Below are 26,512 nucleotides of genomic sequence, written 5' to 3' on the forward strand. Positions count from 1 at the left end.
CCGCCAGCCCGACCATCCAGGCAATTAAAAGGTTTCCCAGTTATCGTCGCTGCGAACAGCTGGCGCACGGGAGGCCGCAGCCAGCGCATCCAGCCGTAAACTTTTCGACGCCGTAGTTCTGTTAACGGCCTGGGCGACAAATTCTTTACCAATATTGAACACAGAAACGGCCTGTTTCAGTCGGCTTGCCTGATCTTCCAGTGAGGCGGCCGCCGAAGCGGACTCTTCCACCAGCGCAGCGTTCTGCTGAGTGACGCGATCCATCTCCGTCACCGCGAGGCCAACCTGATCGATACCGCGGCTCTGCTCGTCCGACGCCGAGGCGATCTCGCCCATGATGTCGGTGACGCGCGTCACCGCGCTAACGATGTCATGCATGGTCTCGCCTGCGCTCTCTACCAGCACCGAGCCGGTATTGACGCGCGCCACTGAATCCTCGATCAACGCTTTAATCTCTTTCGCCGCCTGCGCGCTGCGCTGCGCCAGGCTGCGCACTTCTCCCGCCACCACCGCGAAGCCGCGGCCCTGCTCGCCCGCGCGCGCCGCTTCCACCGCCGCGTTCAGCGCCAGAATATTGGTCTGGAAGGCGATGCCGTCGATGACGCTAGTGATATCGGCGATCTTCTTCGAGCTGCCCGCGATGTCGCTCATGGTTTTCACCACGCCGTCCACCACGCTGCCGCCCTTCTGCGCGGTTTCCGAGGCGCTCAGCGCCAGCTGCGACGCCTGACGGGCGTTCTCGGCGTTCTGCTTCACCGTGGCGGTGAGCTGCTCCATGCTGGCGGCGGTCTGCTCCAGCGACGCCGCCTGCTCTTCAGTGCGAGACGAGAGATCGTTATTACCAACGGCGATTTCGCTGGCGCCGGTATAGATGGCGTCCGCGCCGTCGCGCACGGTTGAGACGGTGCGCACCAGCGCCTGCTGCATCTCCTGCAGCGCCTCAAGCAAGTCGCCCAGCTCGTTGCGGACGCTACAGGTAATGGGCTGCGTCAGGTCACCGCGCGCGATATGGCGGATATGCTCGATGCTCAGCTTCAGCGGAGCGATCAGCGCGCTGCGCATCACCGTCCAGACCAGCAGGCTAATCAGCAGCGAGGCGACCACCAGGCCGATCGCCATCAGAATGGCGTGGCTGTAAGCGAGGTCATTGGCGTCAACCCCCTCCTTTGCCAGCTGCTGGTTGTGGCTCTGCCAGGCGTTGTAATCGTTTTCAAACTTATCCTGAAAACCCTGTGTCGGCTGGTCGACAAAGCCCTTGAAGTTACCGGCGGCAAGGAAGCCGGTCAGCTCGGTCAGCGCGTCGCGGTAGGCTTTATAGTTCGCCTGCAGCGCCAGCACGTTTTCGGCGGTTTTCCCCTTTTCGGACAGATTGGCGTTAAAGTCGGCGAAGCCCTGATCGGCGACCTTCAGCTCCTGGTTGGCCAGCGCCACCAGATCCTGCACCGTCGCGCCGGAACCGGCCTGCTGACTGTCCAGCAGGTAACGGATGCCAGCCCGGTTCAGGGTATTGCGTGCCTGTACCAGGGAAACCCATGAGGTGCCCATCGCCTGCTGTAGCGTCGCGAGACGCTGGTTATAAGCAAAATTCTCTTTGTCGGCTTTCACCGTATTAAAAAAAGCGCTTCCGGAAACCAGCTGGAGCAGAACAAACAGCGCCAGCACACCCAGCAGCCCGGAAACAACGCGTACTCGATTAAACATAAACACCTCATTGGTTGGCGGATCTCACCAGTTATCGGCCTCAGCGAGGGGATCTTTTTGCAGGAAACGAAGGGTTGGACCAGCTGGAGAGAAAATGAAAAAAGAGCGCGTCACCGGCGCGGCAACAGACAGGATAGAAGAGACCCGCTTCCCTGCGGGCAGTGCGTTGCGGGTTAAAAGGTTTCCCAGTTATCGCCGCCCGCGGGCGCCGCCACTGCTTTACGCGGCGCGGCGGCGGCGCTGAACGCAGGCGCCGCGATCTGGGCATGGCGGGTGCCGACAGCCGTCTGCGCGGCGCGTGGGATGTTAAACACCGCCACCGACTGGCTGAGGCGGCTCGCCTGCTCTTCCAGCGAGGCGGCCGCCGAGGCGGATTCCTCCACCAGCGAGGCGTTCTGCTGGGTCACGCGATCCATTTCCGTCACCGCCTGACCAACCTGGTCGATGCCGCGGCTCTGCTCGTCCGACGCCGAGGCGATCTCCCCCATGATGTCGGTGACGCGCGTCACCGCGCCGACGATTTCACTCATGGTATCGCCCGCGCTGCCCACCAGCTGCGAACCCGCGTTGACGCGGTTCACCGAGTCTTCGATCAGCGCCTTGATCTCTTTCGCCGCCTGCGCGCTGCGCTGCGCCAGGCTGCGCACTTCGCCAGCCACTACGGCGAAGCCGCGACCCTGTTCGCCCGCGCGCGCCGCTTCCACCGCCGCGTTCAGCGCCAGAATATTGGTCTGGAAGGCGATGCCGTCGATGACGCCGGTAATATCGGCGATCTTCTTCGAGCTGCCCGCGATGTCGCTCATGGTTTTCACCACGCCGTCCACCACGTTGCCGCCTTTGCGGGCGGTTTCCGAGGCGCTCAGCGCCAGCTGCGACGCCTGACGGGCGTTCTCGGCGTTCTGCTTCACCGTGGCGGTGAGCTGCTCCATGCTGGCAGCGGTCTGCTCCAGCGACGCCGCCTGCTCTTCGGTGCGGGCGGAGAGATCGTTGTTGCCCGCAGCGATTTCGCTGGCACCGCTCAGAATGGCGTCGGAGCCGTCGCGCACGTTGCTGACGGTGCTGACCAGCGCCTGCTGCATCTCCTGCAGGCCGTTCGCCAGCTGGCTCATCTCATTGCGCCCTTCTACCGTAATCGGCTGGGTAAGATCGCCCGCCGCAATGGTGCGAATATGGGTCAGCAGCTGGCGCAGCGGCAGGATCAATACCTGACGCAGGCCGAACCAGCAGGCGACCACCACGCCGATTACCAGCAGCGCCACCGCCGCCAGCAGCCACATCATCTGGGTAAAGGCGCGCTGGTTCTGCTCGGCACCCTGCGCGGCGAGCAGGGTCTGCTTCGCGCGCCATTCACCGTAGGCCGCCTGCGTTGAGTTCTGGATCTGCTCGATATTGAAGCGGAACATTCCCTCCAGATCGCGCGCCTTCAGGCGCTCCAGCATGCCAGCAAGGCCGTCATGATAGCTGGCGTACTGCGCTTCGAGACGGTCGCGCAGCGCGACCTCAAGGCCCGGCGTAGCTGGAAGATCGTAATAGACTTTGAAATGGCGATCGGCCTGCGCCAGCTGCTGCTCGGTCTGCCTGACCAGCTCGTCCAGCTGGCCGCCATTGATCTGCGCCGCCGTGCTGCTCTGCAGCCGCAGCATGGCGCGATTGAGGGTGATACGCGTCTGATTCAGCGCGATCCAGGCGTCGGTCATCGCCGTGACGTTGCTGGTGGAGACCTGTGCCAGCGCGAAGGCCTCTTTATCTTTGTGCAGCGCGGACCAGAAGAGCCCGCCTGACGTGAGCTGCAGCAGGCTAAAGATAGCCAGCACGGCGATCAGGCTGGTTACCACTTTGATTCGTTTCAACATATATTTTCCCGGAAGTCATAAAAAAACGTGCAGGCTCTCTATCGGCGGGCGGCCACCAGATTTGAGCCTCTTTAACGGTTTTTACAGTTATGTAGGTTTTTAAAGTGCGGTGTGACGCTGGAGGGGTGACTGCCGGGCGGCTGCCCGGCAGAGTAAAGGGTGAGGCCGATCAGAAGGTTTCCCAGTTGGCGTCGCTGGCAGGGGCGGCCAGCGCTTTGCGCGGCGCGGCGGAGGCCGGGCTGACCACAGGCGCCGCGATCTGCACGTGGCGGGTGCCGACAGCCGCGGCGCGCGGGATCCTGAAGACCGCTACCGACTGGCTCAGACGGCTCGCCTGCGACTCCAGCGAGGCGGCCGCCGCGGCGGACTCCTCCACCAGCGAGGCGTTCTGCTGGGTCACGCGATCCATCTCCGTCACTGCCTCACCAACCTGGTCGATGCCGCGGCTCTGCTCGTCCGACGCCGAGGCGATCTCCCCCATGATGTCGGTGACGCGCGTCACCGCGCTGACGATTTCGTTCATGGTGTCGCCCGCGGTGCCCACCAGCTGCGAGCCCGCGTTGACGCGGTTCACCGAGTCTTCGATCAGCGATTTGATCTCTTTCGCCGCCTGCGCGCTGCGCTGCGCCAGGCTGCGCACTTCGCCAGCCACTACCGCGAAGCCGCGGCCCTGTTCGCCCGCGCGCGCCGCTTCCACCGCCGCGTTCAGCGCCAGAATATTGGTCTGGAAGGCGATGCCGTCGATGACGCCGGTAATATCGGCGATCTTCTTCGAGCTGCCCGCGATGTCGCTCATGGTTTTCACCACGCCGTCCACCACGCTGCCGCCCTTCTGCGCGGTTTCCGAAGCGCTCAGCGCCAGCTGCGACGCCTGACGGGCGTTCTCGGCGTTCTGCTTCACCGTGGCGGTGAGCTGCTCCATGCTGGCGGCGGTCTGCTCCAGCGACGCCGCCTGCTCTTCGGTGCGGGCGGAGAGATCGTTGTTGCCTGCAGAGATTTCGCTGGCGCCGGTAAAGATGGCGTCAGAGCCGTCGCGCACGTTGCTGACGGTTTGCACCAGGGCCTGCTGCATCTGGTGCAGGCTGGCGGCCAGCTGGCTCATCTCATTGCGCCCTTCCGCGTGGATCTGCTGCGTCAGGTCGCCCTGCGCAATCTGCTGGATATGGGCGATGTTGGCGTTCAGCGGAGCGATCAGCACGCGGCGCAGGCCAACCCAGCACAGCGCAATAACCACCACCACCAGCGCCATGATGGTGCCGAGGATCCAGAGCATGCGCGTGTAGGCGCTGGCGTTTTTCTTCACGCCCAGCTCGGTCAGATGCGCCTGATCGGCGCGCCAGTCGGTGTAGATCTGCAGAAAGGCGTTCTGGCTCGGCGCCACCGGCGCCTTGCCCGCCTCGGCGAGATTGTTAGCCTGCAGCGCGGTTTGCAGCTGGGTCAGCGCGGTCGCATAGGCGCCGTAGGCGTTCATCAGACGGTCGTTGAGTGTTTTATTCAGCCCCGGCGTGTCCGGAATTGCCTTGAACAGCTCAAAGTTAGCTGCCGCGGTTTTCTGAAATTGCTGGCTGTCGGTAAACAGCGAGGCGATATCCGGCGTGCTGCCATCCACCTTACTGTTGGCGATACGCAGCTGAATACGCGTCAGCACGACGCGGCTCTGGTTAAGGCTCATATAGGCGTCGTTAAGCGCCTGCAAATTTTTGCTGGCGAGCTGCGATATGTTGAAACTGGTTTTATCATCGCTCAACGCAGAGAAAAACACTGCTCCTGAGAACGCCTGGAACAGGCCGAACATCAATAACACCAGCAGCAGGCTGGTGACGACACGAATTTTGGTTAGCATAAGGGAGCCCTGGAAAAGTAGGAGATCAAGCAGTAGGGGTATCGGCAGAGTACGGGATATATTTAGCGCAAGGTGGGATGGCTAAAATGCGCTTCTTATTGTTTTTAAAGTAAATAATTACGAGCCGGTTTATTCCCGGCTCGTGAAAAGCAGGATTTACGCGCTGCGCAGCGTATCCATCAGCGCCATCTCTTCGCTGCTCAGCAGCTTCTCGATGTCTACCAGAATCAGCATACGCTCGCCGAGCGCGCCAAGGCCGGTCAGATATTCGGTCGACATGGTGACGGCAAATTCCGGCGAAGGACGGATTTGATCCTGCGTCAGCGACAGCACGTCAGAGACGCCGTCCACCACGATGCCGACGACGCGATGCTCCAGATTCAGCACGATCACCACGGTGTTGTCGTTGTACTCGACGTCCGGCTGGGAAAACTTCACGCGCAGATCGATAATCGGCACGATGACGCCGCGCAGATTGGTGACGCCCTTGATAAACTCCGGCGTGTTGGCGATGCGCGTGACCTGATCGTAGCCGCGGATCTCCTGCACCTTAAGAATATCGATACCGTACTCTTCGTCTCCCAGCGTAAATACCAGGAACTCCTGGCCGACGGTTTCGCCGGCGATTTTGGTCACGGTTGCCATTCCAGTCATTTTTCTACCCTTTTGTTGTCAGTCAGGCGGCCGCGCCGGCCACACGTTTTTCACGGTTAAGCGATTGCAGCGCCGACACGTCAACGATCAGCGCGACGCTGCCGTCGCCGAGGATGGTGGCGGCGGAGATGCCAGGCACCTTGCGATAGTTGCTTTCGAGATTTTTCACCACGACCTGATGCTGGCCAATAAGCTGATCAACCAGCAGCGCGTAGCGTTTTCCGGCGCTTTGCAGGATCACCACGATGCCCTGCGTCGCCTCGGTTTTCGCGCCCTGCACGTCAAACACATTCCACAGTTCAACCAGCGGCAGGTACTCGCCGCGCACCTCCAGCACGCATTCGCCACCCGCCAGCGGCTTCAGCTCTTCGCTGCGCGGCTGCAGGGATTCCATCACCGCGTTGAGCGGCAGGATAAAGACTTCGTCCGCCACGCGCACTGACATGCCGTCAAGGATCGCCAGCGTCAGCGGCAGCAGAATACGGATGGTGGTGCCTTTACCCTGCTTCGAGGCGATCTCCACATGGCCACCCATCTCCTGAATGTTTCGCTTAACCACATCCATGCCGACGCCGCGGCCCGACACGTCGGTGACCTGCTCAGCCGTGGAGAAGCCCGGTGCGAAAATCAGCATGCCGACCTCTTCGTCGCTCATGTTTTCGCTGACCGGCAGGCCGGAAGAGAGCGCCTTGGCGAGAATGCGTTCACGGTTCAGGCCAGCACCGTCGTCAGAGACTTCGATACAGATGTTGCCGCCCTGATGTTCTGCCGACAGCGTCAGGTTGCCGGTGGCCACCTTGCCCGCCGCCAGGCGTTTTTCAGGTGCTTCGATGCCGTGATCCAGGCTGTTGCGCACCAGATGCGTTAACGGATCGATAATGCGTTCGATCAGGCTCTTGTCGAGCTCGGTAGAGCTGCCGAGCAGCGTCAGCTCCACCTCTTTACCCAGCTTGCTCGCCAGGTCGCGCACCAGGCGCGGGAAGCGGCTGAAGACATACTCCATCGGCATCATACGAATCGACATCACCGATTCCTGCAGATCGCGCGCGTTGCGCTCCAGCTGGCCCATGCTGTTCAGCAGGTCGCCGTGCGCCACCGGGTCAAGTTCGCCCGAGCGCTGCGCCAGCATCGACTGGGTAATCACCAGCTCGCCGACCAGGTTGATCAGCTGATCGACCTTCTCCACCGCGACGCGGATGCTGCTGGATTCGCTGCTTTTAGCGGGCGCGGCGGCGCGTTTGCCTTCGCGCTTCGCCACCGGCAGTTCACTCACGCTGGCGCTCTGCACTGGCGCGGCCTCTGCGACCGGCGCAGGCGCGGCGACCGGCACAACCTCCGCAACCGGCGCGGCGTCAGCGTCCGGGAAGCGGATCTGCGCCTCTTCAATCACGAAGCAGAGCACCGCGACGATGTCGTCTTTGCTGACGCCGTCGATGCTCGCCTCAAGGAAATCGCTGCCTTTAACCACGTTGCTCAGGCTGCCGAGATTGCTCAGCTCCTCCAGCATCAGGTCGACCTCTTTCTCTTTCAGGGCGACCAGCTTCACGCGCAGACCACTGCTGGCTGGCGCGCTCTGCGCCACTGGCGCAACGGCAACGACCGGAGCCGCTACCGGCAGGCCTTTCGCTTCTAACGCCAGCTGGCGCAGCGCTTCGCAGATGTAGTTAAAGCTTTCCGCGTTAGGCTCCTGCGCGGTTTTATAGGCATCGAGCTGTTCCTGCATAATATCTTTGGTTTCCAAAAACAGGTTGATGATGTCGGTGCTGAGCTGCATCTCGCCGCGACGAGCACCATCCAGAATATTTTCCAGAATGTGGGTAGTTTCCTGCAAAACCGTAAACCCGAAGGTTCCGGCTCCGCCTTTTATCGAATGGGCGGCGCGGAAAATGGCATTTAGCTGTTCGGAGTCCGGCTCCTGGGGGTCGAGCCCCAGCAGATGCTGCTCCATATCAGCTAACAGCTCATCGGCCTCATCGAAAAACGTCTGGTAAAAATCGCTGATGTCCATGCTCACGGGATCACCTCGGCTGTGAGGGGGCTGTTGTGGTTACCGGGCTGCTGCCTTGCGGCACAGGCGGCGCGGTAATCTTTTCTATGGCCGCCGGATCGCTCACCTGTACGGCGTCGCTCTCGGCGTTCTCTTTTTCAATCGCCGCTTCGGTGTCGTGGTTCAACACCAGCAGGCTAATGCGGCGGTTAACGGCATCGTTACCGACGCGATTTTTCAGTTTCATGGTGTCGGCCATGCCGACCACGCGCAGGACTTTGCCGCCGTCGAGCCCGCCTATGACCAGCTCGCGACGCGAGGCGTTGGCGCGATCGGCGGAAAGCTCCCAGTTGCTGTAGCCGCGATCGCCATTCGCGTACTGAAAGTCGTCGGTATGGCCCGCCAGGCTGATGCGGTTCGGTATATCGTTAAGCAGCGGCGCAATGCCGCGCAGGATGTCGCGCATATAGGGCTCGACTTCGGCGCTGCCGGTTTTAAACATCGGCCGGTTCTGGCTGTCGATAATCTGGATGCGTAACCCCTCTTCCACCATGTTGATAATCAGGTGCGGACGCAGGGCTTTCAGGCGCGGATCCGCTTCAATCAGCTGGTCCAGCTTTTCGCGCAGGCGATTCAGGCGAATGTCATCCAGCTTGCGCTTCTGCTCATCCATATTGACGACTTTTTTTACCTCGCCCTGGATGCGCGTCGCGTCGTCGCCGCCGCCTGGAATCGGGCTGTCGCTATCGCTACTGCGCTTGCCGCCGGTCAGAGCGACCTTAAGCGGCGTTTTAAAATATTCAGCGATCTGCACCAGCTCCTGCGGGCTGGAGATGGAGATCAGCCACATCACCATAAAGAAGGCCATCATCGCCGTCATAAAGTCGGCATAGGCGATCTTCCAGGAACCGTGACCGCCTTCGTGACCTTTATGCTTGCGCTTTTTGACGACGATGATTGGGCGGTTGCTGTTCTTCATGCACTTTCGTCCGAAGTCTGTTTCGCCGGGTTCTTCGCGTTACGTACGTGCTCCTCCAGCTCGCTGAACGACGGACGCTCGGTGGAGTAAAGCGTCTTACGGCCAAATTCCACTGCAATCTGCGGCGCATAGCCGTTCAGGCTGGAGAGCAGCGTGACCTTGATGCACTGCATCATCTTGGTGGTTTCAGAGCACTTCTGGCGCAGTACCGACGCCAGCGGCGAAATAAAGCCATACGCCAGCAGAATGCCGAGGAAGGTTCCTACCATCGCGTGCGCCACCAGCGCGCCCAGTTCGGCCGCCGGACGGTCCGCTGAGGCCAGCGCGTGCACCACGCCCATTACCGCCGCCACGATGCCGAAGGCGGGCAGGCCGTCGCCGACGGCGGATAGACTTTGCGCTGGCACTTCACTTTCATGTTCGTAGGTCTCGATCTCTTCATCCATCAGCGCCTCGATCTCAAAGGCGTTCATGTTGCCGCTGACCATCAGACGCAGATAATCGGTAATAAAATCCACTAGCTGTTTATCGGCGAGAATACGCGGATAATTAGCAAATATTTCGCTCTGTGTTGGATCTTCAATATCGCGTTCCAGCGACAGCATGCCCTGCTGACGCGACTTAGCCATCAGGCGATAGAGCAGCGCCATTAAATCCATATAAAGGGCTTTATTATATTTTGAGCCGCGCATCAGCTTTGGCAGCGCTTTTACCGTCTTTTTAATCGACTTGCCGTTGTTGCCGACGAAAAAAGCGCCAAGCGCGGCACCGCCGATAATTAACAGCTCTGACGGCTGGTAAAGGGCGCCCAGATGGCCACCCACCAGCGCATATCCGCCCAACACGGATGCGACAACAATGATATAACCCAATAAGATCAGCACTAGAACATCCTTACGTCCGTAACGTGTTGGTGGAAGTTAAGCCAGAGAGCCGCAGGCGCTATTCAGATCGTGGGCAAAAAAAAAGCAGCGGGGGATACCCGCTGCTGGATGACTTTCCACGATGCGAACAAACTTAAACGGCGTGTTTAACCTGTTCATCCAGCAGTTGTGGAAAGGTATCGGCAGAATCTGCAGAAAGTTTACGTCTTTTTACCGCGCGCGACGGCGGCTGGCACAGGCTGCAGACGAAGCTGCCGACCGGCTGATGCGCATGGTTAATGAAACTGCCGTTGCAGCTTTTGCAATCGGACAGTTCGAGCATATTACTTTCAACGAATCGCACCAGGGTCCAGGCGCGCGTCAGCGCCAACAGCGGGCCCTCGTCCGATTGCGGACACTGTTCGAGATAGAGGCGGTAAGCTTTAATGACCGCGTCAACGCCGGTCGCCATGCCGGTTTTTAGCATAAACTGCCAGGCGTTGCAGAACATAGAGGCGTGGATATTTTGCTCCCACGTCATAAACCAGTCGGTGGAAAAAGGCAGCATGCCCTTCGGCGGCGGGCTGCCGCGCAGCTCTTTATAAAGTTTAATTAAGCGGCCGCGGCTTAACTGGGTTTCGCTTTCCAGCATTTGCAAACGCGCGCCGAGCGTAATTAACTCCATCGCGAGTTGAATATCGCGCGCTTCCTGAACAATGCTCTTTTCCGACATTTACATCGCCCTCTTCTTCGCCGGCACTTCATCTTTAGAAGCATTACGCAGTAAACGGCTGGATAATAAAATGCCGGTGTGGATTTGCTGTAAATCATCCACGCGAGATTCCTGCGTCAGGCGGTTAATAATAGTGTGATCGTTAAAGCGAAACTGGCAAACCAACTGATTGGTTTCCGCTAACTTTACCATTTCCGGCAGAGTTAATTGCGACAATGCGTTAGCCATCTCTTCATCAATTCCGAGGCGAAACATTGCAGAAGCTTTTTCCTGGTTAATTAATCGCTGTGCAAGCAGTAAATATGACAGATTGAGATCATAAATATGTTTCAGTAAATCAGATGTACCCATTTTTTCCATCCTGACAGACACGACGTGAGAGCTTCGCAGAAAAACCCTCTGCGTTACGGGTTGCTGGTTGTTAGGTATAAAGATGGCAAAAATTGACAGCCAAAAACCAAACGTACTCTGAAGTCTGCCTCATGTCCTGAACGACATATTTACAGTGTTAGTCAAAACCCCAGGGCCATTCTTTTTTAAATTATTGCGCTCTTCCGTGACGTCTTTTTACATTCTTTTAAGACTATTCCTAAAACAACGCAAATCTATCCCGTCTGATTTACACATACAACGACAGGACCATGAAATTTTAGATAAAGCGTGATCTGCATCACACTTTTAAGGCAAATTTTTTCGCGAACCCTTCAGGGATGCTTTTATTTTGTCTATTTTTTGTACAAATCAGCTTTGTTTCATTTATATTTCGTCCTAACAAAGGGCTTATTACCCTAATGGACCCGATATCTCTTTTATCCCGCCTCGCCAGCGATCGATTATTTTTAACAATGCCATTAACGCCCTACAAGGCGCCATTTACTTATCGTATACCAGCATAATATGCTAAAAACAGGCGTGACTAACCGCTGGAAAATTAATTACTTAGGGCAAATATTTCCTGGAGGGCGTAAGCGAAGCGTAAAGAGAGATGACGCATAATCGTCGCGTTTTAACAACGAATCGTTAATGTTTTAAGGTGGGCGTAAAGCAGAGAACAGCAGGTGTAACAAGGTGTTACATTAGAGATATGAATGAATAATGCATTTGACACTTTTATGACTCATAACTATCGGCATTTTGCCGTCAGACTTTAGGTTCGCGTGGGGAAAAAAAGCCGTTTTTTTCTTAACTGTGGATTAAAACAGCAAACAGACTCGGTCGGAATTGTCATCTGACAACCATAATCTTAAGCGGAGCTGGAGAGCGATGAGTGAGTGAGTGAGCGAGAGAGGCAGGATAAAGGGCGGTCCATAGAGCGGACCGCCATGAGAATCAGGCGAGTTTGGGGAAAGTGGCCACTTTATTCACCGTGCTGTGATCTTCACTGCGCGGCGGGATAGCCCACAAATCCTTCAGGAAGCTTTCGCGCCAGTGAGTGATGTCATGCTTGCGCAGCACGGCCATCATGTCGTTGTAGCGTGAAATACGCTCGGTGCGCGGCATGGTCAGCGCTTTATTCAGCGCCGCCGCCACTTCATCACGATCGTAAGGGTTAACAATCAGCGCCGAGGTCAGCTCGTTGGCAGCACCGGCAAAGCGCGACAGCACCAGCACGCCTGGATCGTCCGGGTCCTGCGCGGCAATATACTCCTTCGCCACCAGATTCATGCCGTCGCGCAGCGGCGTCACCAGCCCGACATCGGTAAGACGGAAGATCTTCATCAGCAGACGGCGGTCAAAATGCTGGTTCAGATAGTAGAGCGGAGTCCAGCCCAGCGTACCGTACTTACCGTTGATGCGGCCCGCTTCAGTTTCAAGCTGATGACGAATATCCTGATACGCCTGCACGTCCCCGCGCGAGGTTGGCGCGATCTGCGAATAGCGGATTTTGCCGCGATGCTCAGGGAAATTTTCCAGCAGCGCCTCATAGGCCAGGAACCGCTCCGGTAGCCCTTTGGAATAGTCGAGGCGCTCGCAGGCAATAATGTTTTTCGCATCGCCCAGCTCGCGTTTCATCGCCGCCATTTTCGGCGGCAGCGGACCTTCAGCCATCTCCTTGATACTGTCGGGCTCGATGCCGATAGGATAGACCTCGGTCATAAAGGTGTTGCCGAACGCGCGGTGCTTTTTGTCGCCTGCATTCTGCAGCTTCGTCAGCTGGCTGAGGCAGTCGAGAAAGGCGACGCGATCCGATTCGGTCTGGAAGCCCAGCAGATCGTATTCGCACAGCATCTCAAGCAGCTCCTGATGCGGCGGCAGCGCGTTGAAAATTTCCGGCATTGGGAACGGGATGTGCAGGAAGAAGCCGATGCGGTTATTCACGCCCTGCTTGCGCAGTTCGGCGGCGAACGGCAGCAGATGATAATCGTGGATCCACAAGGTGTCGTCCGGCTTAATCAGCGGCTTCAGGCGCTGCGCCAGCATCTCGTTGACGCGGCAGTAGCCGTCCCAGGCTTCGCGCTGGAACTGTACCAGATCGAGACGGTAGTGGAACGCGGGCCAGATAACGGTATTAGAGAACTGGCAGTAATACAGATCGTAATCGTTCTGACTCAGCGGCAGCGCGGCGTAGGAGATGCCGTCATGCTCTACCTGTACCAGCTCGTCTTCCTCTTCTCCGGAAAATTCGCTGATCTCCCCGTTCCAGCCAAACCACAGGCCGCCGGTGCTTTTCAGCGCGTCAAGAATGCCGACGGCGAGGCCGCCTGCGCTGGCTTTTTTCCCATCAGGAATGGCGATTCGGTTAGATACGACCACTAAACGACTCATAACCTTTACTCCTTACCGACATTGTCTTGTTTTATTTGTAATAGTAATCGCTCCAGCCATGCGTAAACCGCCTCAACGTCTGGCAGCCGATAACGCGCCTGACTGGAACCCTGGCCAACCTTCACGGAAATGCCCTGCATGGCGTTTACGGCGATAAATCCTTTCTCATCCGTTAGATCGTCTCCGACAAATACCGGGATACGACCGGCAAAGGGCGCTTCGCGCATAAAGGCGCGTACGGCTTCGCCTTTATCAACGCCCTGCGGTTTGATCTCCACAACGCATTTCCCCGGCTGAAGCGCCAGCGCCGGAAAGCGTTTCACGGCCTGTTCGGCCAGCGTGAGGACATCCTGCTCATGCTGCATCGCCTGACGGTAGTGCAGCGCGAAGGCCATGCCTTTGGCCTCGAGTAGCGTGCCTGGCCAGCGCGCCATCGCCTCTTGCAGCTGCTGCTGCAGGGCGTCGGCGACCGCTGGATCCAGACGGATAAAGTGCTGTTCGCCCTGCGCATCGCGACGCTCTGCGCCGTGAACGCCCGCAGCGGGCGCAATTAAGGGTGCGGCCAGCGCGTCGAGCTGTGAAATCGGCCGCCCCGACACCAGCGCCAGTGCGCCGTGACAGAGGGAGGCGAGCTGCTGCAGCTGCTGACGCACCTTTTCCGGGATAAAAACGGCGTCAGGCTGCGGCTGAATGGCCGCAAGGGTGCCGTCTACGTCAAAAAAGAAGGCATAAAGACCGCCGCTTAGCGCAGGAAGCGAGGCATGTTCATTCGCCGCTTGGGTCACGTGTCTTCTCCTGTAGTTGATTCGGGCGCGTACGATTCGCGGCTTGTCAGGTCAGAGGCCTGGCTCGTCAACGCGCCATTGCAGGATGTTTGAGTGAGGATGAATGTCTGCGGGAGCGCCAGCCGGAACGGCCGAGCGTGGGGTAAGGTGCAGGGCAAAAACTGCGGGTACCAGCAAGTCACTTCAGATAAGACGCCACTACTTTTTAGAACCTTCACAGACATATCAACCTGACTGAAAACATCGTCGCGATTAAGTGTAGACGGCCTTGCCATATTTGCCACTCGACGCGGCATTATTTGCGTGTTGTTAGCAGAATATTCTGCCGTTAGCGCTTCGCTTAGCGTTGCGCCGCGCTTTGTCCGGCAAGGGCTGAAGCGGGTTAAGGGAAGCGGCACCGCCAGGCGCTGCCTGCCGCTGGTCCCCTCGTAGCGGTATACTGGTGCAAGAGTGCCAACAAGGAGCGCAATATGTTTCAGGTTTCCGACGCCGCAGATGGCGAAATCATCGACGTCATCTCCGTTCAGTCGCAGGTGGTTTACGGCAGCGTAGGCAACAGCATCGCCGTCCCTGCGCTGCGCCGCCATGGGCTACAGGTTGTGGCAGTGCCTACGGTGCTGTTGAGCAATACGCCCCACTATGCCAGCTGCTACGGCGGCGAAATCCCTCAGGCCTGGTTTGAAGGCTATCTGACCGCGCTAGCCGAGCGGAACCTGGATAGCGCCGCGCGCGCCGTGGTGCTGGGCTATCTGAAATCCACCGATAAGGCAGCGTCGCTGGCGCGCTGGCTGCGGCTGATGCGTGAGAAAAACCCGCAGATGCCGGTGATTATCGATCCGGTTCTGGGCGATGACGACAGTGGCTTCTACGTCGATCCGCAGCTGGCGGTCCACTATCGGCAACAGCTTGCGCCGCTGGCGACCGGCCTGACGCCGAACCGCTTTGAGCTGGGCTGTCTGTGCGACGCGCCGCTGGAGAGGAACGCCGAGATTATCGACGCCGCCCGCTCGCTGCTCAGCGCCCAAACCCGATGGGTGGTGGTGACCAGCGCTACGCACGACGAGACGCGTCACTGCATGGAGGTGTTTTGCGTGACCGCGGAAGAGACCTTCGTCACCGAACACCCGCGCTACGATAATCCGCCCAAAGGCACAGGCGATCTCTTTACCGCCGAGCTGACCGCCCGCCTGCTGCGCGGCACGCCGCTGAGCCAGGCGGTCAAGCAGGCGAGCCTGTATGCCCAGCAGTCGGTTCTGGCGACCCGCACGCTGGGCAGGCGCGAACTGCAGCTGGCGGACGCAGAACCATTGTGAAACAGGCGCCGCATCCTTTATGGTACGGGGGACCTCTACTCACCTTAACAGGGTCTTCATAATGTATAACAACACCTGTAAAACCATTGGCGTGCTGAGCCATGATTTCAGCCATCCGCAGACGGCGGCGCTGCTGCAGGAGGTGAACCGGCAGCTTAACGCGCGCGGCTGCGCGGCGCTGCTGGTCGACGCTGCCGATCAGCGCGCGCGTCAGCTGGCGCCGCTGCTGAGCGGCGCGCTCCACCTCTCCGGTCAGTTCAGCGATACGTTTCGCGCCGCTGCCGGGCCGATCCCGCTGCTGACGCTGGATGAGCTAAATCTGGACGGCTATGCCGCTGGCGCAGATATGGGTCAGCTGCTGCTGGCGCAGGGCCATCAGCGTTTCGGCTACCTGCAACCGGCGCGCTGCGCCGATCCCGCCCGCATCGACGGTTTCTGCAGCGTATTAGCGGCGGCGGATAAACGCCTGGATCAGTCGCTTATTGCCGACGAGGGCGATGAGCGCATCAGCGGCTATCAGGCGATGCTTGCCTACCTGAAGCGCGCCCGCGCCTCGGAGCGCATCCAGGCGCTATTCTGCGACAGCGACCCGCTGGCGTTCGGCGCGCTACAGGCGGTGCGGGATTTTGGCCAGGGGGCGCATGTCGCCGTGGTGGGATTTGGTGATTGCCTGGAGGCGGGCGCCTCGCCCTGGCATCTTACCAGCTGGGCGCAGCCGCAGGCGCTGCGGGTCACGGAGGCGCTAAACCGGCTGCTGCTTAATCGCATGGCGGAGGATGGCGCCTGGCGCCGCGGCGAGCTGCGGGTACGCCACTCCCATCAGGGCAGAGCGGCGCTGGGCGAAATGGGCCAGTGCGGCTGCGCCGTTCGGCACTGATCGAAAAGCCCGCCGTAAGGCGGGCTTTTACCGTTGGTCATGTGTGCCCGCAGATAATATTACTTACGCGCCAGCGTCATACCGCTGCCTTTATTAAGGGTGATCTGCGCGTTGTACTCTTTCGGCAGGCGCCGCGCCTGATAGAAGACTTTTTGCCAGTAAGGATTATTCAGCTCGGAGCGCACCACGCCCTGGCTGACCGAGGCGTGGAAAAAGTGCTGGTCGGTATCATAGAAGCCGACATGCATGCCGCCTTTGATGCGGAAAAAGACCAGGTCGCCCGGCTGCAGATCGCGCGGCGCAATGCGCTTGCCCATCTTCAGCAGTTCGGTGGTGGTGACGCGATCCATCGGCAGGTTAAAGCGATCCTTCAGCGTGCGCCAGACAAAGCCGGAGCAGTCGACGCCGGAAAGTTCGGTGCCGCCCCACTGATATTGCGTGCCGTGCCAGGTATGCATCTGATCGTGCAGCGCGGCAACAACCGGAATGAGGTCACCTTGATCGCCCTGGCCCGTATCGCTGACCTGCGTATCGTTCCGTGCGGAGGGTTCAGTAGAATGGCGGGAGCAGCCGCCAAGCAAAAAAGCGGAAGCTAACAGAAGCGTCAGCAGAGGTCGCAGAGTCATCATCGTGTAAGGTGAAACCCTAAGCAGGTTGGCGTGGTAGAGGACTTATAGCCTAATTAGGCTTTCCGCTAAACCTGACCCGCTTCCGCTTTACGTTAATTTACAAAAAGGGCGACCGATGCGCGCTATCTGCTGATTTTAAGGCAAATCTTCACCTTAGCCTGACGCGTTAAGCGATTCGATCACTCCGGTCAAATGTTGAATCACCTGCTGGGCGGCGCGCGACAGCTGCCGCGCCGGCGCGCAGCATAGCGCCAGCGTCAGCGGCCGCACGTTAGCGTCGCGCAGCGGCACAAAGCTCAGCGTCCCTCGCTCCACCTCATCCATTACATCCAGCAGGCTTAATATGCTGATGCCACTGCCCTGCTTGATCAGCGATTTAATCAGACGAATATCGTTACAGGTAATGATGTTCTCCGGCTGCAGGCTGTGCTTCTGGTAGAGCATCTCGACCCGCTCATGTACCACCAGCGGCGCGCCGGGAATGATATGCCGCTCCGCGCTGAGCTGGCCGGTGGAGAGCGTCGCGCGTGCGCTAAGCGCATGCCCGGCGGGCAGCACCACCCCCATCGGCAGCTCGGCGAAGGCCATCACGCTCAGTCCGGCCTGCACCTGCGGATCGAGCACCAGTCCGGCATCCAGCTCCGCCATCCGCACCTGCTCGCCGATCTGCGCGCTGTCGTGCACGCTGAGGTCGAGCCGCAGCCAGGGGTGCGTCTGCGCAATGTGCGACAGCGCATCGGCAATCGCCCCTTCATTTAGCGCCTGAATCAGCCCAAGCGTGACGTGGCCGCGCCGCAGCCCCTGAATCTCATCGAAGCGCTGACGGGTGCGCTGGTACTCGCGCTGCCAGCGACGCAGGTCATCCAGCAGCAGCTCGCCAGCGCTGGTCAGACGCATACCGTCCGGCAGCCGTTCGAACAGCCGCATGCCCAGCTCCTCTTCCGCCTGTAAGATTTGCCGGTTAATCGCTGAAGCGGAGACGTGCAGCCGTTCCGCCGCCTTACGCAGGCTACCGCTGCGCGCCAGTTCGAGAAAATAGTGAGAGAAGCGAGAAAAAGGGAGCATCAGTTACCTGTACCGTTTAACGCAACACCTTAGTGAAAAAACGATGATGGATCGTTGCACCCACCTTTGTCCACAATGTTCACATCTTCTCTTGCGCCTCAGACAGGTAATCGCCATGAAACAACCTTCGCCTCCCGCCCATTGCACCTTTGAACCTGACGACTGGCTGCGACTGGCGCGCTGCTGGCATCCCGTGGCGCGTCTGTGCGACGTTGGTCCTGCGCCGATGAAAGCGGTGCTGCTTGACGAGCAGCTGGTGATCTACCGCATCAATGAGCAGATTGTCGCCGCGAAAGATGTCTGCCCGCACCGCGGCGTGCCGCTGACGCTCGGCTTTCACGACGAACACGGCATTATCTGCCCTTACCACGGACTGCGCTTTGGCGAGGATGGCCGCTGTAACCGCATTCCCTCCAGCCCCAACCAGCCGGTGCCCGCCAAGCTCAATCTCATCAACTTTCCGGTAGAGGTGCGCTTCGGGCTGGTATGGGTCTGCCTCGCCCCGGATGCGGATAACCCCGCCGCGCTGCCGCAGATGCCGCACTGGGACGACGCCAGCTTTCAGCAGATCACCTGTCCTCCTTTCGACGTCGCCGGCTTTGCCGGACGCCAGGTCGAGGGATTTCTCGACGTCGCCCATTTCGCGTGGGTGCACAGCGAAACCTTCGCCGATCCCGACAATCAGGAGGTGCCGCCCTACAACCCGGTCGAGACGGCGTATGGCTTTGCGGTGGATTACTGGAGCTCGGTTTCCAACTTCGCGGCGGGCTCCGATCAGCAGGCGCCGGAGGGCTTTCAGTGGCTGCGCCATTTTGAGATGCATCTTCCCTTTACCGCCACGCTGACGGTGCATTTTCCCGAAGCCGCGCGCTTAGTAATTATGAACGCCGCCTCGCCGGTTTCAGCGCGCAAAACGCGGATGTTCGCGCCCATCGCGCGCAACTTCGACCTGCATATTCCGGTCGAGGAGGTGCACGCCTTTAACCATCGCGTGTTCGAGGAAGACCGGCTGATGGTGGAGACGCAGATGCCGGAGCGCCTGCCGCTCGATCTGACGCTGGAGGCGCATATTCCCGCCGACCGCAGCTCTATCGCCTACCGTCGCGGCCTGAAAAAACAGGGCTACGGCGACTTTTTCCTGGTGTAGCGAGGAGATGAGATGACAACGTTTACGGTAACTGTCGATGGTTTGTCGCGTCAGGGACGCCACGCCGTTGCGCTGAGCCTGGTGCGCGATGACGGCCTGCCGCTGCCGCGCTGGGAGGCGGGCGCGCATATCGACCTGCAGCTGGGCAACGGCATGATGCGGCAATATTCGCTGACCGGTTCGCCGCTGCGCCAGGATCGCTATCTGATCTGCGTCGGGCTGGCCGCCGATTCGCGCGGCGGCTCGCGCTATATCCATCAGCAGCTGCGGCTGGGCCAGCGGCTGACTATTTCAGCGCCGCGCAACCTGTTTCCATTGGTGGCGGCGCAGCGCGTGGTGCTTATCGCCGCCGGCATCGGCCTGACGCCGCTGCTGGCGATGGCGGCGCAGCTCGAAGCGGACGCCGTGCCCTTTTCGCTGCACTATTATGTGAAGCAACGCCAGGATGCGGCCCTGACGCGCCAGCTGCTGCAGCCCTTCCGCTACGGCTACGGCGAGATCCTGTGCAGCGCCGAGGGGCGGAGCCCGCGTCAGCACCTGCCTGAGGCGCTGCGCGCCCCTGAGCACGGGACGCATCTCTACCTCTGCGGGCCGCAGGGTTTTATGAGGCACATGCAGCAGCAGGCGCAGGCGCTCGGCTGGCGGGCAGAGCAGCTGCATACCGAAGCCTTTAGCGCCGCCGCGCCGACGCCGACGCAGGCAGGCGACGAAAGCTTTATCGTTACGCTGGCCTCTTCCGGTGCCAGCTGGCCGGTGCCTGCGGATAAAACCATCGCCCGCGTGCTGCTGGAGAACGGCGTCGAGGTGCCACTCTCCTGCGAAATGGGGCTGTGCGGCGCCTGCCTCACCCCGGTGGTGTCCGGGGAAGCGGACCATCGCGACACCGTGCAGACCGAAACGGAAAAGTCTGCGCCGCTTCAACAAATCGCGCTCTGCTGCTCGCGCAGCCGCAGTAAAGCGCTGGTGATCGACCTGTAGCTTCTACACTTAAAGGCATCGCCCCGAAATAAGGAGATGCCATGAGTCAACGTCTGCACAAAACCGCCTTTCCGGTCAGCAAGGCGCGTAAATACCTCGAGCCCGGCCCGGTGCTGCTGCTCAGCTCGCAGTTCGACACCCACAGCGACATCATGACGCTCGGCTGGCATACGGTGCTGGAGTTTTCACCGTCGCTGGTCGGCTGCATGATCTCCAGCATGAACCACAGTCATGCGCTGATCCGCGACAGCGGACAGTGCGTGCTAAACGTTCCCTCGGCGGATTTGATCGATAAGGTCGTCGCTATCGGCAACAGCCACGGCGACAAGCTGGATAAGTTCGATGCCTTTGGCCTCACCGCCGAACCGGCCAGCGTGGTGAACGCTCCGCTGATTAATGAGTGTTTCGCCAGCTTTGAGTGCCAGCTCTATGACGATTCGATGGTGGATAACTACAACCTGTTTATCTTCGAGATCGTCAAAGCCCACGTCGCCGACGAGCCGGAATTTCCGCCGACCCTGCACTACACCGGCGAAGGACGCTTTACCATCATGGGCGACCGGGTGTTGGATCGCAGCGGTCAGTTTAAACCTGAGATGCTGATTTAGCCTGCCCTCGGCCAATCTTGCCCGGCGCGGGTTGAAAAGGCGCGCGGCCGTCCCTACTCTCTCATACTCGACCTCGACAGGAGTTAAGCATTATGGCAATCGAATACGCAGTGATCGCAGGCGGCTGTTTCTGGTGTACCGAAGCGGTTTTTAAAGATGTGATCGGCGTGGAGTCGGTTGAAAGCGGCTATACCGGCGGCGCGCGTCCTAATCCGACCTATGAGCAGGTCTGCAGCGGCGCGACCGGGCATGCGGAAGCGATTCGCATCGGATTTGATCCCGAGAAAGTGAGCTACGGCGATCTGCTGGATATCAGCTTCGCCACCCACGATCCGACGCAGCTTAACCGCCAGGGCAACGACATTGGCACGCAGTACCGCTCCGCCATCTTTCCGGCCACCCCGGAGCAGGAAGCAGAGGCGGTCGCCGCTACTGCGCGCGCGCAGCAGGACCATCAGGATCCGGTGGTCACGACCATTGAACCGCTGAAAGAGTGGTATCCCGCCGAGGCCTATCATCAGGATTACTGGGAAGGCGCGGGCCAGCGCAACGGCTACTGCATGGCGGTCATTCCGCCGAAGCTGCAGAAGCTGCGTAAAAGCTTCGCCAGCCGCGTAAAAAGCTAAGCCAGCCGCGGGCCTACCGCCCGCTGCCGCGCACTGAACAGCCCCGCCTGCGCGGGGCTTTTTTTCAGGTAGTGGAACGGGCGCGTTTCAGGCCGATCAGCGTCGGGAAGATAAACAGCGACTGCCCCAGGCCGCGATTGGTCACCGACCACACCGCCACCGAACAGAGCGAGCAGAGACCGACTATCGCTACCGGATAGAGGCAGGCCCACAGAAACGAGAACCAGGCTTGCTCAAACAGGTGGTGCCGCTGAGCGAACAGAATCGCCGACATGCCAAAGAATTCGATAAAGATACGGTGGATCACATAAATCTGCAGCGTGTTGCGCCCTATCCAGTTCATGTAGCTCATGCTGAAATGCTGATTGAGCCAGCGGCAGGCCGCCACGCTCCCCAGCACCGCGATAATGCACATAAACAGGCTCTTATCGAGGCCGAAAATAACGTGCATGCCCGCCAGCGCCGCCAGTATCGCCCAGGGCATCCAGTTTTCCCGTCGCCATTCGCTCAGGCGCAGCATCATCGGGCTCCAGAACACGCCCAGCAGGAAGAAGACAAAATATTGTGCCACGCTCTGCGGCCCCCAGAAGGGAATAATTTTCTCTACCGCCAGATAATTAAGCAGCACGGCAACCGCCAGCAGGGCCACTTTTTGCTGGCGAAAGATTTTGGCGCAGAGAAAATAGAGGCCGAGCCCGTAGAGATACCAGGAAGTGCTCATCGCCAGAAACGTCAGTTTTAAAAATTCAAACAGCGAACCGGCATAGGCGGCGTTAAGATTTTGAGAAATACGCTGGCCGGTTATTTCAGTTGAGATGCCGACAATCGACCACCACTGAATAAAGCCCCACAGAATGTAGAGATAAAAGAGATTGGTAATACGGCTGGTGAAAACCTGTTTCCAGGGACGATTAAGAATGCCGTTCGTGGCCAGCAGGCCGGAGACAAAGAAAAAGGCGGGCATACGCAGCGGCGACAGCACGGTATTAAACTGCACCCACATTTCCGCCGGGATCCAGCCTGCAGAAAGATACTTCAGCGTGCCTTCAAAGCCTGGCAGCACGGTGTGATAGAGCACGACCAGCAATATGCAGACCCCCTTAAGGGTATTGACCCACGATATTTCATCTGACTTAGCGCTGTTCATAATTTGACTCCTGCTGTGTAGGTCAGAAATGAGAGAGGAAAAAAGAAAAAACGAGATAATACTTTTAGGACTATCTGGCGATTATTCGCCTTTCCCCTGCCGCTGACTCTAGCGAAAGTCTTAAAAGTTTTAATCTGGCCCTGAATTAACAAGGCTTTACGCGTTTCGTTTTTTCTTTACATTCCTTCCGTACAGCGCTTTTTTAGTTATCTGTTAACGACTAAGCGGAAAAAATGCGGCAGGCAGGCAACCTTTATTCGCCCAGGTAAATAGGAGTAAGCCTGAATCGGTTAAACCAGAAAATGATTGATGCGTACGAAAATAGTTAACGCTTTTGCCCCAAATGGTTTAAGCATAAATAATTAACTGTGGTAGAGCGAATAAGGAAATAGTGGCGGGTGTGGCTCGCGCGCAGCAGAAAAACAGAATACGCCCCCGTAGAGGCGTATTGATTACTGGTTGAGGAATTTATCCAGGAACTGCCGGGTGCGCGCCTGCTGAGGATTGCTGAACAGCGCTTTCGCCGCGCCCTGCTCGACGATGCGCCCCTGATCCATAAAAATCGCCCGATCCGCGACGTCGCGGGCAAAGCTCATTTCATGGGTTACGATCACCATGGTACGCTTCTCCTGAGCCAGCGCGCGAATGGTGTTGAGCACCTCGCCCACCAGCTCAGGATCGAGCGCCGACGTCGGCTCGTCGAACAGGATCACCTGCGGACGCATCGCCAGCGCGCGGGCGATAGCCACGCGCTGCTGCTGGCCGCCAGAGAGACGACGCGGGAAGCTGCCCTCTCTGCCCTGCAGCCCCACTTTCTCCAGCAGCGCACGCGCACGCGCTTCGGCTTCCCCTTTCGGTTCGCCTTTGACGATCACCGGCCCTTCAATAATGTTTTCCAGCACCGAGCGGTGGGGAAACAGATTGAAGTTCTGGAACACAAAGCCGACCTGCTGGCGCAGCTGGCGCACCTGCTCTTTCTGCCTGGTCTGCGCCAGCCGGGCGTCGATAGCGATCTCCCCGACCTTGACGGTGCCGCTGTCCGGCGTTTCCAGCAGGTTGATGCAACGCAGCAGCGTGGTTTTACCCGAGCCGCTGGGGCCGATAATCGCCACCACTTCGCCGGAAGCCACCTCAAGGTCGATGCCGTGCAGCACCGTCTGGCCGTTGAAGGTTTTCACCAGCTTGCTGATTTCGATGGCGCTCATTTCGCCTCCTCATCCTGACGATTAACCCGTTTCTCCAGCCGGTTTTGCAGCGCCGACAGCACGGTCGCCATGACCCAGTAGATCAGCGACGCCGCCAGGTACATGGTAAAAACCTCCAGCGTGCGCGAGGTAATCAGCTGCGCCTGACGGAACAGCTCCGGCACCTGAATCGTGGCCGCCAGCGACGTATCCTTCACCAGGCTGATAAAGCTGTTGCCGAGCGGCGGCAGCGCTGTGCGCGCCGCCTGAGGCAAAATGACGCGGCGCAGCGTCTGCCAGCGGGTCATGCCGATACTCGCCGCTGCTTCCCACTGGCCGCGCTCGATAGCCGCAATCGCGCCGCGCAGCGACTCCGACGCGTAGGCGGCGGTGTTCAGCGACAGGCCAATCATGGCGGAGGGAATAGGATCGAGCTCGATACCAAACTGCGGCAGGCCGTAGTAAATCATAAACAGCTGCGCAATCAGCGGCGTGCCGCGAAACACCGACACGTAAAAGCGGGAAAGCAGGCTAACGGGCCAGAAACGCGACAGTCGCATCAGCGCCAGCACAAAGCCCAGCACCAGCCCGAAGAACATGCCGCCGATGCTGAGCTGTAGCGTAAAGAGCGCGCCTTTTAATAAAAAAGGTGCTGAATCCAGCACCAGTTGAAGACTTTCCTGCATTACTTAGTCACATCCGCGCCGAACCATTTTTCAGAGAGTCTGGTCAGCGAACCATCTTTCTGCATGGCGGCGATCGCCTGATTGACGGCGTTAAGCAGATCGTCGTTGCCTTTGCGCAGCGCGACGCCTGACTCGAGACGCGAGAACGGCGCGCCGGCTACTGCCATGGTGTTGCCGGTTTTCTTCACCAGATCCAGCGCAGCGAGACGATCCACCAGGATCGCATCAAGACGGCCAGAGCGCAGATCCTGATATTTAGTCGGGTCGTCATCATAGGTACGGATATCGACGCCTTTTACGTTGTCGCGCAGCCACTGCTCATAGTTCGAGCCCAGGCCGACGCCCACTTTCTTACCGGCCAGGTCTTCCGGCTTGCTGATGGTGCCCGCTTTCGCCTTCATCGTCAGCGCCTGTACGCCGGAAATGGTGTATGGCGTAGAGAAGTCATACTTCTTCTTGCGCTCGTCGGAGATGGTCACCTGATTGATCACCACGTCGATGCGTTTTGAGTCCAGCGACGCCAGCATGCCGTCCCATTTGGTCGGCTGCAGTTTGGCCTTCACGCCCAGATGCTGCGCCAGCTGCTGCGCGAACTCCACTTCAAATCCGGTCAGCTTGCCGCTCTCATCCTGGAAGCTGAACGGCGGATAGGTGCCCTCCAGGCCAACGCGCAGCTCGCCCTTGTCTTTGACCTGCGCCAGCAGGTTTTCCGCCGCATGCGTTTTCAGGTTAACGCCGGCAATCAGCGCCGCCGCCATCACGCCCATCGCCAGATGGCGACCAACACGAGAAAAAATCATATCTACCCCATTTATTAGTATGTGATGTGTGTATTGCCAGGCTGCGCCTGCGCGCCGCCCGATATTGCTGTCATAACCCGCGAAGTATAAATGTTTTTTTCCCAACTGCTCAGACCGAAGGATGATAAGCAAATAACGCGGGCGCCCCGCCGGTGTGAACGAACAGCAGCGGCCCTTCACGACGGAATCGGTTCTGGCTGATGCCGTCGAGCAGGCCCGCCATCGCTTTGCCGGTGTAAACCGGATCGAGCAGGATACCTTCCAGCCGCGCCAGCAGCTTCACCGCCTCCATTCCTTCCTGGTTCGGCTCGCCGTAGCGCGGGCCGAAGTAGTCGTCCCACAGGGTTACGGGGGCCGTGCTGGTCAATTCCAGTTTAGCGATCAGCTGCTGCCGCAGGCTGTCCACCACCGGCAGCTGCTGCTCCGCGTGGCGCGAGACGGTGACGCCAATCACCTCTGTTTCCGGCAGCAGCTGCTCAAGCCCGACCGCCAGTCCGGCGTGGGTGCCGGCACTACCGGACGCGACCACGACCGCGGCGAAGTCGACCACGCCTTCGCTCTGGTGCGCAATCTCCTGCGCGCAGTCGATATAGCCAAGCGCGCCGAGCCAGCTCGAACCGCCGACCGGCACCACATAGGGACGAAAACCCTGCGCCTCAAGGCGTTCCGCCTGGGCCGCCAGCTGCGCCGCCGGATTGTCCAGCGCGTCCACCAGCACGATTTCGCAGTCGAACAGATCCAGCAGCAGCCGGTTGCCGTTGCTGAGATAGTTTTCCGCCTGGGTGGCGATCGGATTTTCCAGCAGCGCGACGCACTTCAGGCCGAGCTTCGCGGCGACGGCGGCGGTCTGACGCACGTGGTTAGATTGAATGGCGCCCGCCGTCAGCAAGAGATCTGCGCCTTCGCGCAGCGCATCCGCCGCCAGAAATTCCAGCTTGCGCAGCTTATTGCCGCCCAGGGCGACAGACGTGACATCGTCACGTTTGATAAAGATATCGCGGCCAACGTAGTCAGAGAGGCGCGGCAGATGCTCAAGCGGCGTGGGCGCGCCGAGCAGTTCCAGACGCGGATACTGATGAATAAGATGTAAAGACAATGCGGCCTCCAGGGCAGTCACAGTAATCTTTACAGTGTTGCAGAAGTTGCGCGAAGGATCATCTGACTTCGCGCGTAAAAGAGGCGGTCGATGCGCCTGATGCAGCATCGCTCGCTCACAGGGGGCGAGTCTTAGCGCCCTGCCTCGCCATCCGCCGCCGGCTGAGTGCGCGGCGGCAGAGTGCTTCACGCA

General features: G+C 59.3%; 24 protein-coding genes. 6 read left to right on the plus strand and 18 right to left on the minus strand.

All coding sequences use genetic code 11. From position 1 onward, the window contains the following. Window positions 1–24: 24 nt before the first annotated feature. From Q9R34_RS12300 to otsB, 11 genes are all read right to left on the minus strand, one after another. The gene (locus Q9R34_RS12300; protein WP_485894000.1) at window positions 25–1,701 is read right to left on the minus strand and encodes a methyl-accepting chemotaxis protein; all 1,677 of its coding nucleotides are present in this window, start codon (window positions 1,699–1,701) and stop codon (window positions 25–27) included. A 173-nt stretch (window positions 1,702–1,874) separates the two neighbouring features. Further along, window positions 1,875–3,554 carry a methyl-accepting chemotaxis protein gene (locus tag Q9R34_RS12305; protein WP_485894002.1) on the minus strand — a complete coding sequence of 560 codons (1,680 nt, stop codon included), beginning with the start codon at window positions 3,552–3,554 and terminating at the stop codon, window positions 1,875–1,877. A gap of 169 nt (window positions 3,555–3,723) precedes the next feature. Beyond that, complete coding sequence (locus Q9R34_RS12310) at window positions 3,724–5,397, minus strand: methyl-accepting chemotaxis protein (protein ID WP_485894004.1); 1,674 nt, start codon at window positions 5,395–5,397, stop codon at window positions 3,724–3,726. Between the two features lie 156 nt (window positions 5,398–5,553). Continuing rightward, on the minus strand, window positions 5,554–6,051 hold the full coding sequence (cheW, locus tag Q9R34_RS12315; protein ID WP_033749739.1) for a chemotaxis protein CheW: 498 nt from the start codon (window positions 6,049–6,051) through the stop codon (window positions 5,554–5,556). Between the two features lie 22 nt (window positions 6,052–6,073). After that, complete coding sequence (cheA, locus tag Q9R34_RS12320; protein ID WP_485894007.1) at window positions 6,074–8,059, minus strand: chemotaxis protein CheA; 1,986 nt, start codon at window positions 8,057–8,059, stop codon at window positions 6,074–6,076. 10 nt (window positions 8,060–8,069) lie between these two features. Continuing rightward, entirely contained in the window at window positions 8,070–9,017 is a 948-nt protein-coding gene (gene motB / locus Q9R34_RS12325) for a flagellar motor protein MotB (RefSeq protein WP_485894009.1), read from the minus strand. After that, window positions 9,014–9,901, minus strand: a complete 888-nt coding sequence (gene motA, locus Q9R34_RS12330) for a flagellar motor stator protein MotA (RefSeq protein WP_485894011.1) — start codon at window positions 9,899–9,901, stop codon at window positions 9,014–9,016. The genes motB and motA overlap by 4 nt, the downstream gene beginning before the upstream one ends. A gap of 133 nt (window positions 9,902–10,034) precedes the next feature. After that, window positions 10,035–10,613, minus strand: a complete 579-nt coding sequence (gene flhC / locus Q9R34_RS12335; protein WP_434123111.1) for a flagellar transcriptional regulator FlhC — start codon at window positions 10,611–10,613, stop codon at window positions 10,035–10,037. Further along, a complete protein-coding gene (gene flhD, locus Q9R34_RS12340) occupies window positions 10,614–10,964 on the minus strand; it encodes a flagellar transcriptional regulator FlhD (RefSeq protein WP_434123110.1) in 351 nt (116 codons plus the stop codon). It lies immediately after the preceding gene. A gap of 978 nt (window positions 10,965–11,942) precedes the next feature. Next, on the minus strand, window positions 11,943–13,379 hold the full coding sequence (otsA, locus tag Q9R34_RS12345) for an alpha,alpha-trehalose-phosphate synthase (RefSeq protein WP_485894014.1): 1,437 nt from the start codon (window positions 13,377–13,379) through the stop codon (window positions 11,943–11,945). A gap of 5 nt (window positions 13,380–13,384) precedes the next feature. After that, on the minus strand, window positions 13,385–14,164 hold the full coding sequence (otsB, locus tag Q9R34_RS12350; protein WP_485894016.1) for a trehalose-phosphatase: 780 nt from the start codon (window positions 14,162–14,164) through the stop codon (window positions 13,385–13,387). Between the two features lie 470 nt (window positions 14,165–14,634). Here otsB and pdxK point away from each other — a divergent pair, with 470 nt between their 5' ends. Both pdxK and Q9R34_RS12360 read left to right on the plus strand, forming a co-directional pair. Continuing rightward, the gene (gene pdxK, locus Q9R34_RS12355) at window positions 14,635–15,477 is read left to right on the plus strand and encodes a pyridoxine/pyridoxal/pyridoxamine kinase (RefSeq protein WP_485894018.1); all 843 of its coding nucleotides are present in this window, start codon (window positions 14,635–14,637) and stop codon (window positions 15,475–15,477) included. A gap of 61 nt (window positions 15,478–15,538) precedes the next feature. Beyond that, window positions 15,539–16,354, plus strand: a complete 816-nt coding sequence (locus Q9R34_RS12360) for a substrate-binding domain-containing protein (RefSeq protein WP_485894020.1) — start codon at window positions 15,539–15,541, stop codon at window positions 16,352–16,354. Between the two features lie 59 nt (window positions 16,355–16,413). Here Q9R34_RS12360 and Q9R34_RS12365 read toward each other — a convergent pair whose 3' ends face one another. After that, window positions 16,414–16,974 carry an NlpC/P60 family protein gene (locus tag Q9R34_RS12365; RefSeq protein ID WP_434123329.1) on the minus strand — a complete coding sequence of 187 codons (561 nt, stop codon included), beginning with the start codon at window positions 16,972–16,974 and terminating at the stop codon, window positions 16,414–16,416. A 162-nt stretch (window positions 16,975–17,136) separates the two neighbouring features. After that, window positions 17,137–18,048, minus strand: a complete 912-nt coding sequence (locus Q9R34_RS12370; protein WP_485894022.1) for a LysR family transcriptional regulator — start codon at window positions 18,046–18,048, stop codon at window positions 17,137–17,139. 115 nt (window positions 18,049–18,163) lie between these two features. On the opposite strand from Q9R34_RS12370, the gene hpxD reads away from it, so the two are divergent. The 4 genes from hpxD to msrA all read left to right on the plus strand — a co-directional run bounded on the left by hpxD (window position 18,164) and on the right by msrA (window position 21,407). Further along, entirely contained in the window at window positions 18,164–19,195 is a 1,032-nt protein-coding gene (gene hpxD, locus Q9R34_RS12375; RefSeq protein ID WP_485894024.1) for a molybdenum cofactor-independent xanthine hydroxylase subunit HpxD, read from the plus strand. A gap of 12 nt (window positions 19,196–19,207) precedes the next feature. After that, a complete protein-coding gene (locus Q9R34_RS12380) occupies window positions 19,208–20,173 on the plus strand; it encodes a PDR/VanB family oxidoreductase (RefSeq protein WP_485894026.1) in 966 nt (321 codons plus the stop codon). A gap of 41 nt (window positions 20,174–20,214) precedes the next feature. Further along, complete coding sequence (locus Q9R34_RS12385) at window positions 20,215–20,781, plus strand: flavin reductase family protein (protein ID WP_033749763.1); 567 nt, start codon at window positions 20,215–20,217, stop codon at window positions 20,779–20,781. A gap of 92 nt (window positions 20,782–20,873) precedes the next feature. Beyond that, complete coding sequence (msrA, locus tag Q9R34_RS12390; protein ID WP_485894029.1) at window positions 20,874–21,407, plus strand: peptide-methionine (S)-S-oxide reductase MsrA; 534 nt, start codon at window positions 20,874–20,876, stop codon at window positions 21,405–21,407. Window positions 21,408–21,471: 64 nt separating this feature from the next. Here msrA and Q9R34_RS12395 read toward each other — a convergent pair whose 3' ends face one another. From Q9R34_RS12395 to Q9R34_RS12415, 5 genes are all read right to left on the minus strand, one after another. Beyond that, window positions 21,472–22,554 (minus strand): acyltransferase family protein, encoded by a 1,083-nt coding sequence (locus Q9R34_RS12395; protein ID WP_485894031.1) that lies wholly within the window; start codon window positions 22,552–22,554, stop codon window positions 21,472–21,474. 452 nt (window positions 22,555–23,006) lie between these two features. Then, window positions 23,007–23,759: an L-cystine ABC transporter ATP-binding protein TcyN gene (gene tcyN, locus Q9R34_RS12400; protein WP_434123099.1), complete on the minus strand. Its 753-nt coding sequence runs from the start codon at window positions 23,757–23,759 to the stop codon at window positions 23,007–23,009. Next, window positions 23,756–24,424, minus strand: a complete 669-nt coding sequence (gene tcyL, locus Q9R34_RS12405) for a cystine ABC transporter permease (RefSeq protein ID WP_048785860.1) — start codon at window positions 24,422–24,424, stop codon at window positions 23,756–23,758. Before tcyL ends, tcyN begins: the two co-directional genes overlap by 4 nt. Beyond that, a complete protein-coding gene (tcyJ, locus tag Q9R34_RS12410) occupies window positions 24,424–25,224 on the minus strand; it encodes a cystine ABC transporter substrate-binding protein (RefSeq protein WP_434123098.1) in 801 nt (266 codons plus the stop codon). The genes tcyL and tcyJ overlap by 1 nt, the downstream gene beginning before the upstream one ends. 109 nt (window positions 25,225–25,333) lie before the next feature. Then, complete coding sequence (locus Q9R34_RS12415) at window positions 25,334–26,320, minus strand: D-cysteine desulfhydrase (RefSeq protein ID WP_485894034.1); 987 nt, start codon at window positions 26,318–26,320, stop codon at window positions 25,334–25,336. Window positions 26,321–26,512: the final 192 nt, after the last annotated feature.

It is taken from the genome of Enterobacter sp. BRE11, from assembly GCF_031844285.1.
Lineage (GTDB): Bacteria > Pseudomonadota > Gammaproteobacteria > Enterobacterales > Enterobacteriaceae > Pantoea.

What these genes read in the sequence shown, in the direction of transcription:
- Q9R34_RS12300 (WP_485894000.1), bottom strand. Translation starts at nt 1,701, where the DNA reads ATGTTTAATCGAGTACGCGTTGTTTCCGGGCTGCTGGGTGTGCTGGCG.
- Q9R34_RS12305 (WP_485894002.1), bottom strand. Translation starts at nt 3,554, where the DNA reads ATGTTGAAACGAATCAAAGTGGTAACCAGCCTGATCGCCGTGCTGGCT.
- Q9R34_RS12310 (WP_485894004.1), bottom strand. Translation starts at nt 5,397, where the DNA reads ATGCTAACCAAAATTCGTGTCGTCACCAGCCTGCTGCTGGTGTTATTG.
- cheW (WP_033749739.1), bottom strand. Translation starts at nt 6,051, where the DNA reads ATGACTGGAATGGCAACCGTGACCAAAATCGCCGGCGAAACCGTCGGC.
- cheA (WP_485894007.1), bottom strand. Translation starts at nt 8,059, where the DNA reads ATGGACATCAGCGATTTTTACCAGACGTTTTTCGATGAGGCCGATGAG.
- motB (WP_485894009.1), bottom strand. Translation starts at nt 9,017, where the DNA reads ATGAAGAACAGCAACCGCCCAATCATCGTCGTCAAAAAGCGCAAGCAT.
- flhC (WP_434123111.1), bottom strand. Translation starts at nt 10,613, where the DNA reads ATGTCGGAAAAGAGCATTGTTCAGGAAGCGCGCGATATTCAACTCGCG.
- flhD (WP_434123110.1), bottom strand. Translation starts at nt 10,964, where the DNA reads ATGGGTACATCTGATTTACTGAAACATATTTATGATCTCAATCTGTCA.
- otsA (WP_485894014.1), bottom strand. Translation starts at nt 13,379, where the DNA reads ATGAGTCGTTTAGTGGTCGTATCTAACCGAATCGCCATTCCTGATGGG.
- pdxK (WP_485894018.1), top strand. Translation starts at nt 14,635, where the DNA reads ATGTTTCAGGTTTCCGACGCCGCAGATGGCGAAATCATCGACGTCATC.
- Q9R34_RS12360 (WP_485894020.1), top strand. Translation starts at nt 15,539, where the DNA reads ATGTATAACAACACCTGTAAAACCATTGGCGTGCTGAGCCATGATTTC.
- Q9R34_RS12370 (WP_485894022.1), bottom strand. Translation starts at nt 18,048, where the DNA reads ATGCTCCCTTTTTCTCGCTTCTCTCACTATTTTCTCGAACTGGCGCGC.
- hpxD (WP_485894024.1), top strand. Translation starts at nt 18,164, where the DNA reads ATGAAACAACCTTCGCCTCCCGCCCATTGCACCTTTGAACCTGACGAC.
- Q9R34_RS12380 (WP_485894026.1), top strand. Translation starts at nt 19,208, where the DNA reads ATGACAACGTTTACGGTAACTGTCGATGGTTTGTCGCGTCAGGGACGC.
- Q9R34_RS12385 (WP_033749763.1), top strand. Translation starts at nt 20,215, where the DNA reads ATGAGTCAACGTCTGCACAAAACCGCCTTTCCGGTCAGCAAGGCGCGT.
- msrA (WP_485894029.1), top strand. Translation starts at nt 20,874, where the DNA reads ATGGCAATCGAATACGCAGTGATCGCAGGCGGCTGTTTCTGGTGTACC.
- Q9R34_RS12395 (WP_485894031.1), bottom strand. Translation starts at nt 22,554, where the DNA reads ATGAACAGCGCTAAGTCAGATGAAATATCGTGGGTCAATACCCTTAAG.
- tcyN (WP_434123099.1), bottom strand. Translation starts at nt 23,759, where the DNA reads ATGAGCGCCATCGAAATCAGCAAGCTGGTGAAAACCTTCAACGGCCAG.
- tcyL (WP_048785860.1), bottom strand. Translation starts at nt 24,424, where the DNA reads ATGCAGGAAAGTCTTCAACTGGTGCTGGATTCAGCACCTTTTTTATTA.
- tcyJ (WP_434123098.1), bottom strand. Translation starts at nt 25,224, where the DNA reads ATGATTTTTTCTCGTGTTGGTCGCCATCTGGCGATGGGCGTGATGGCG.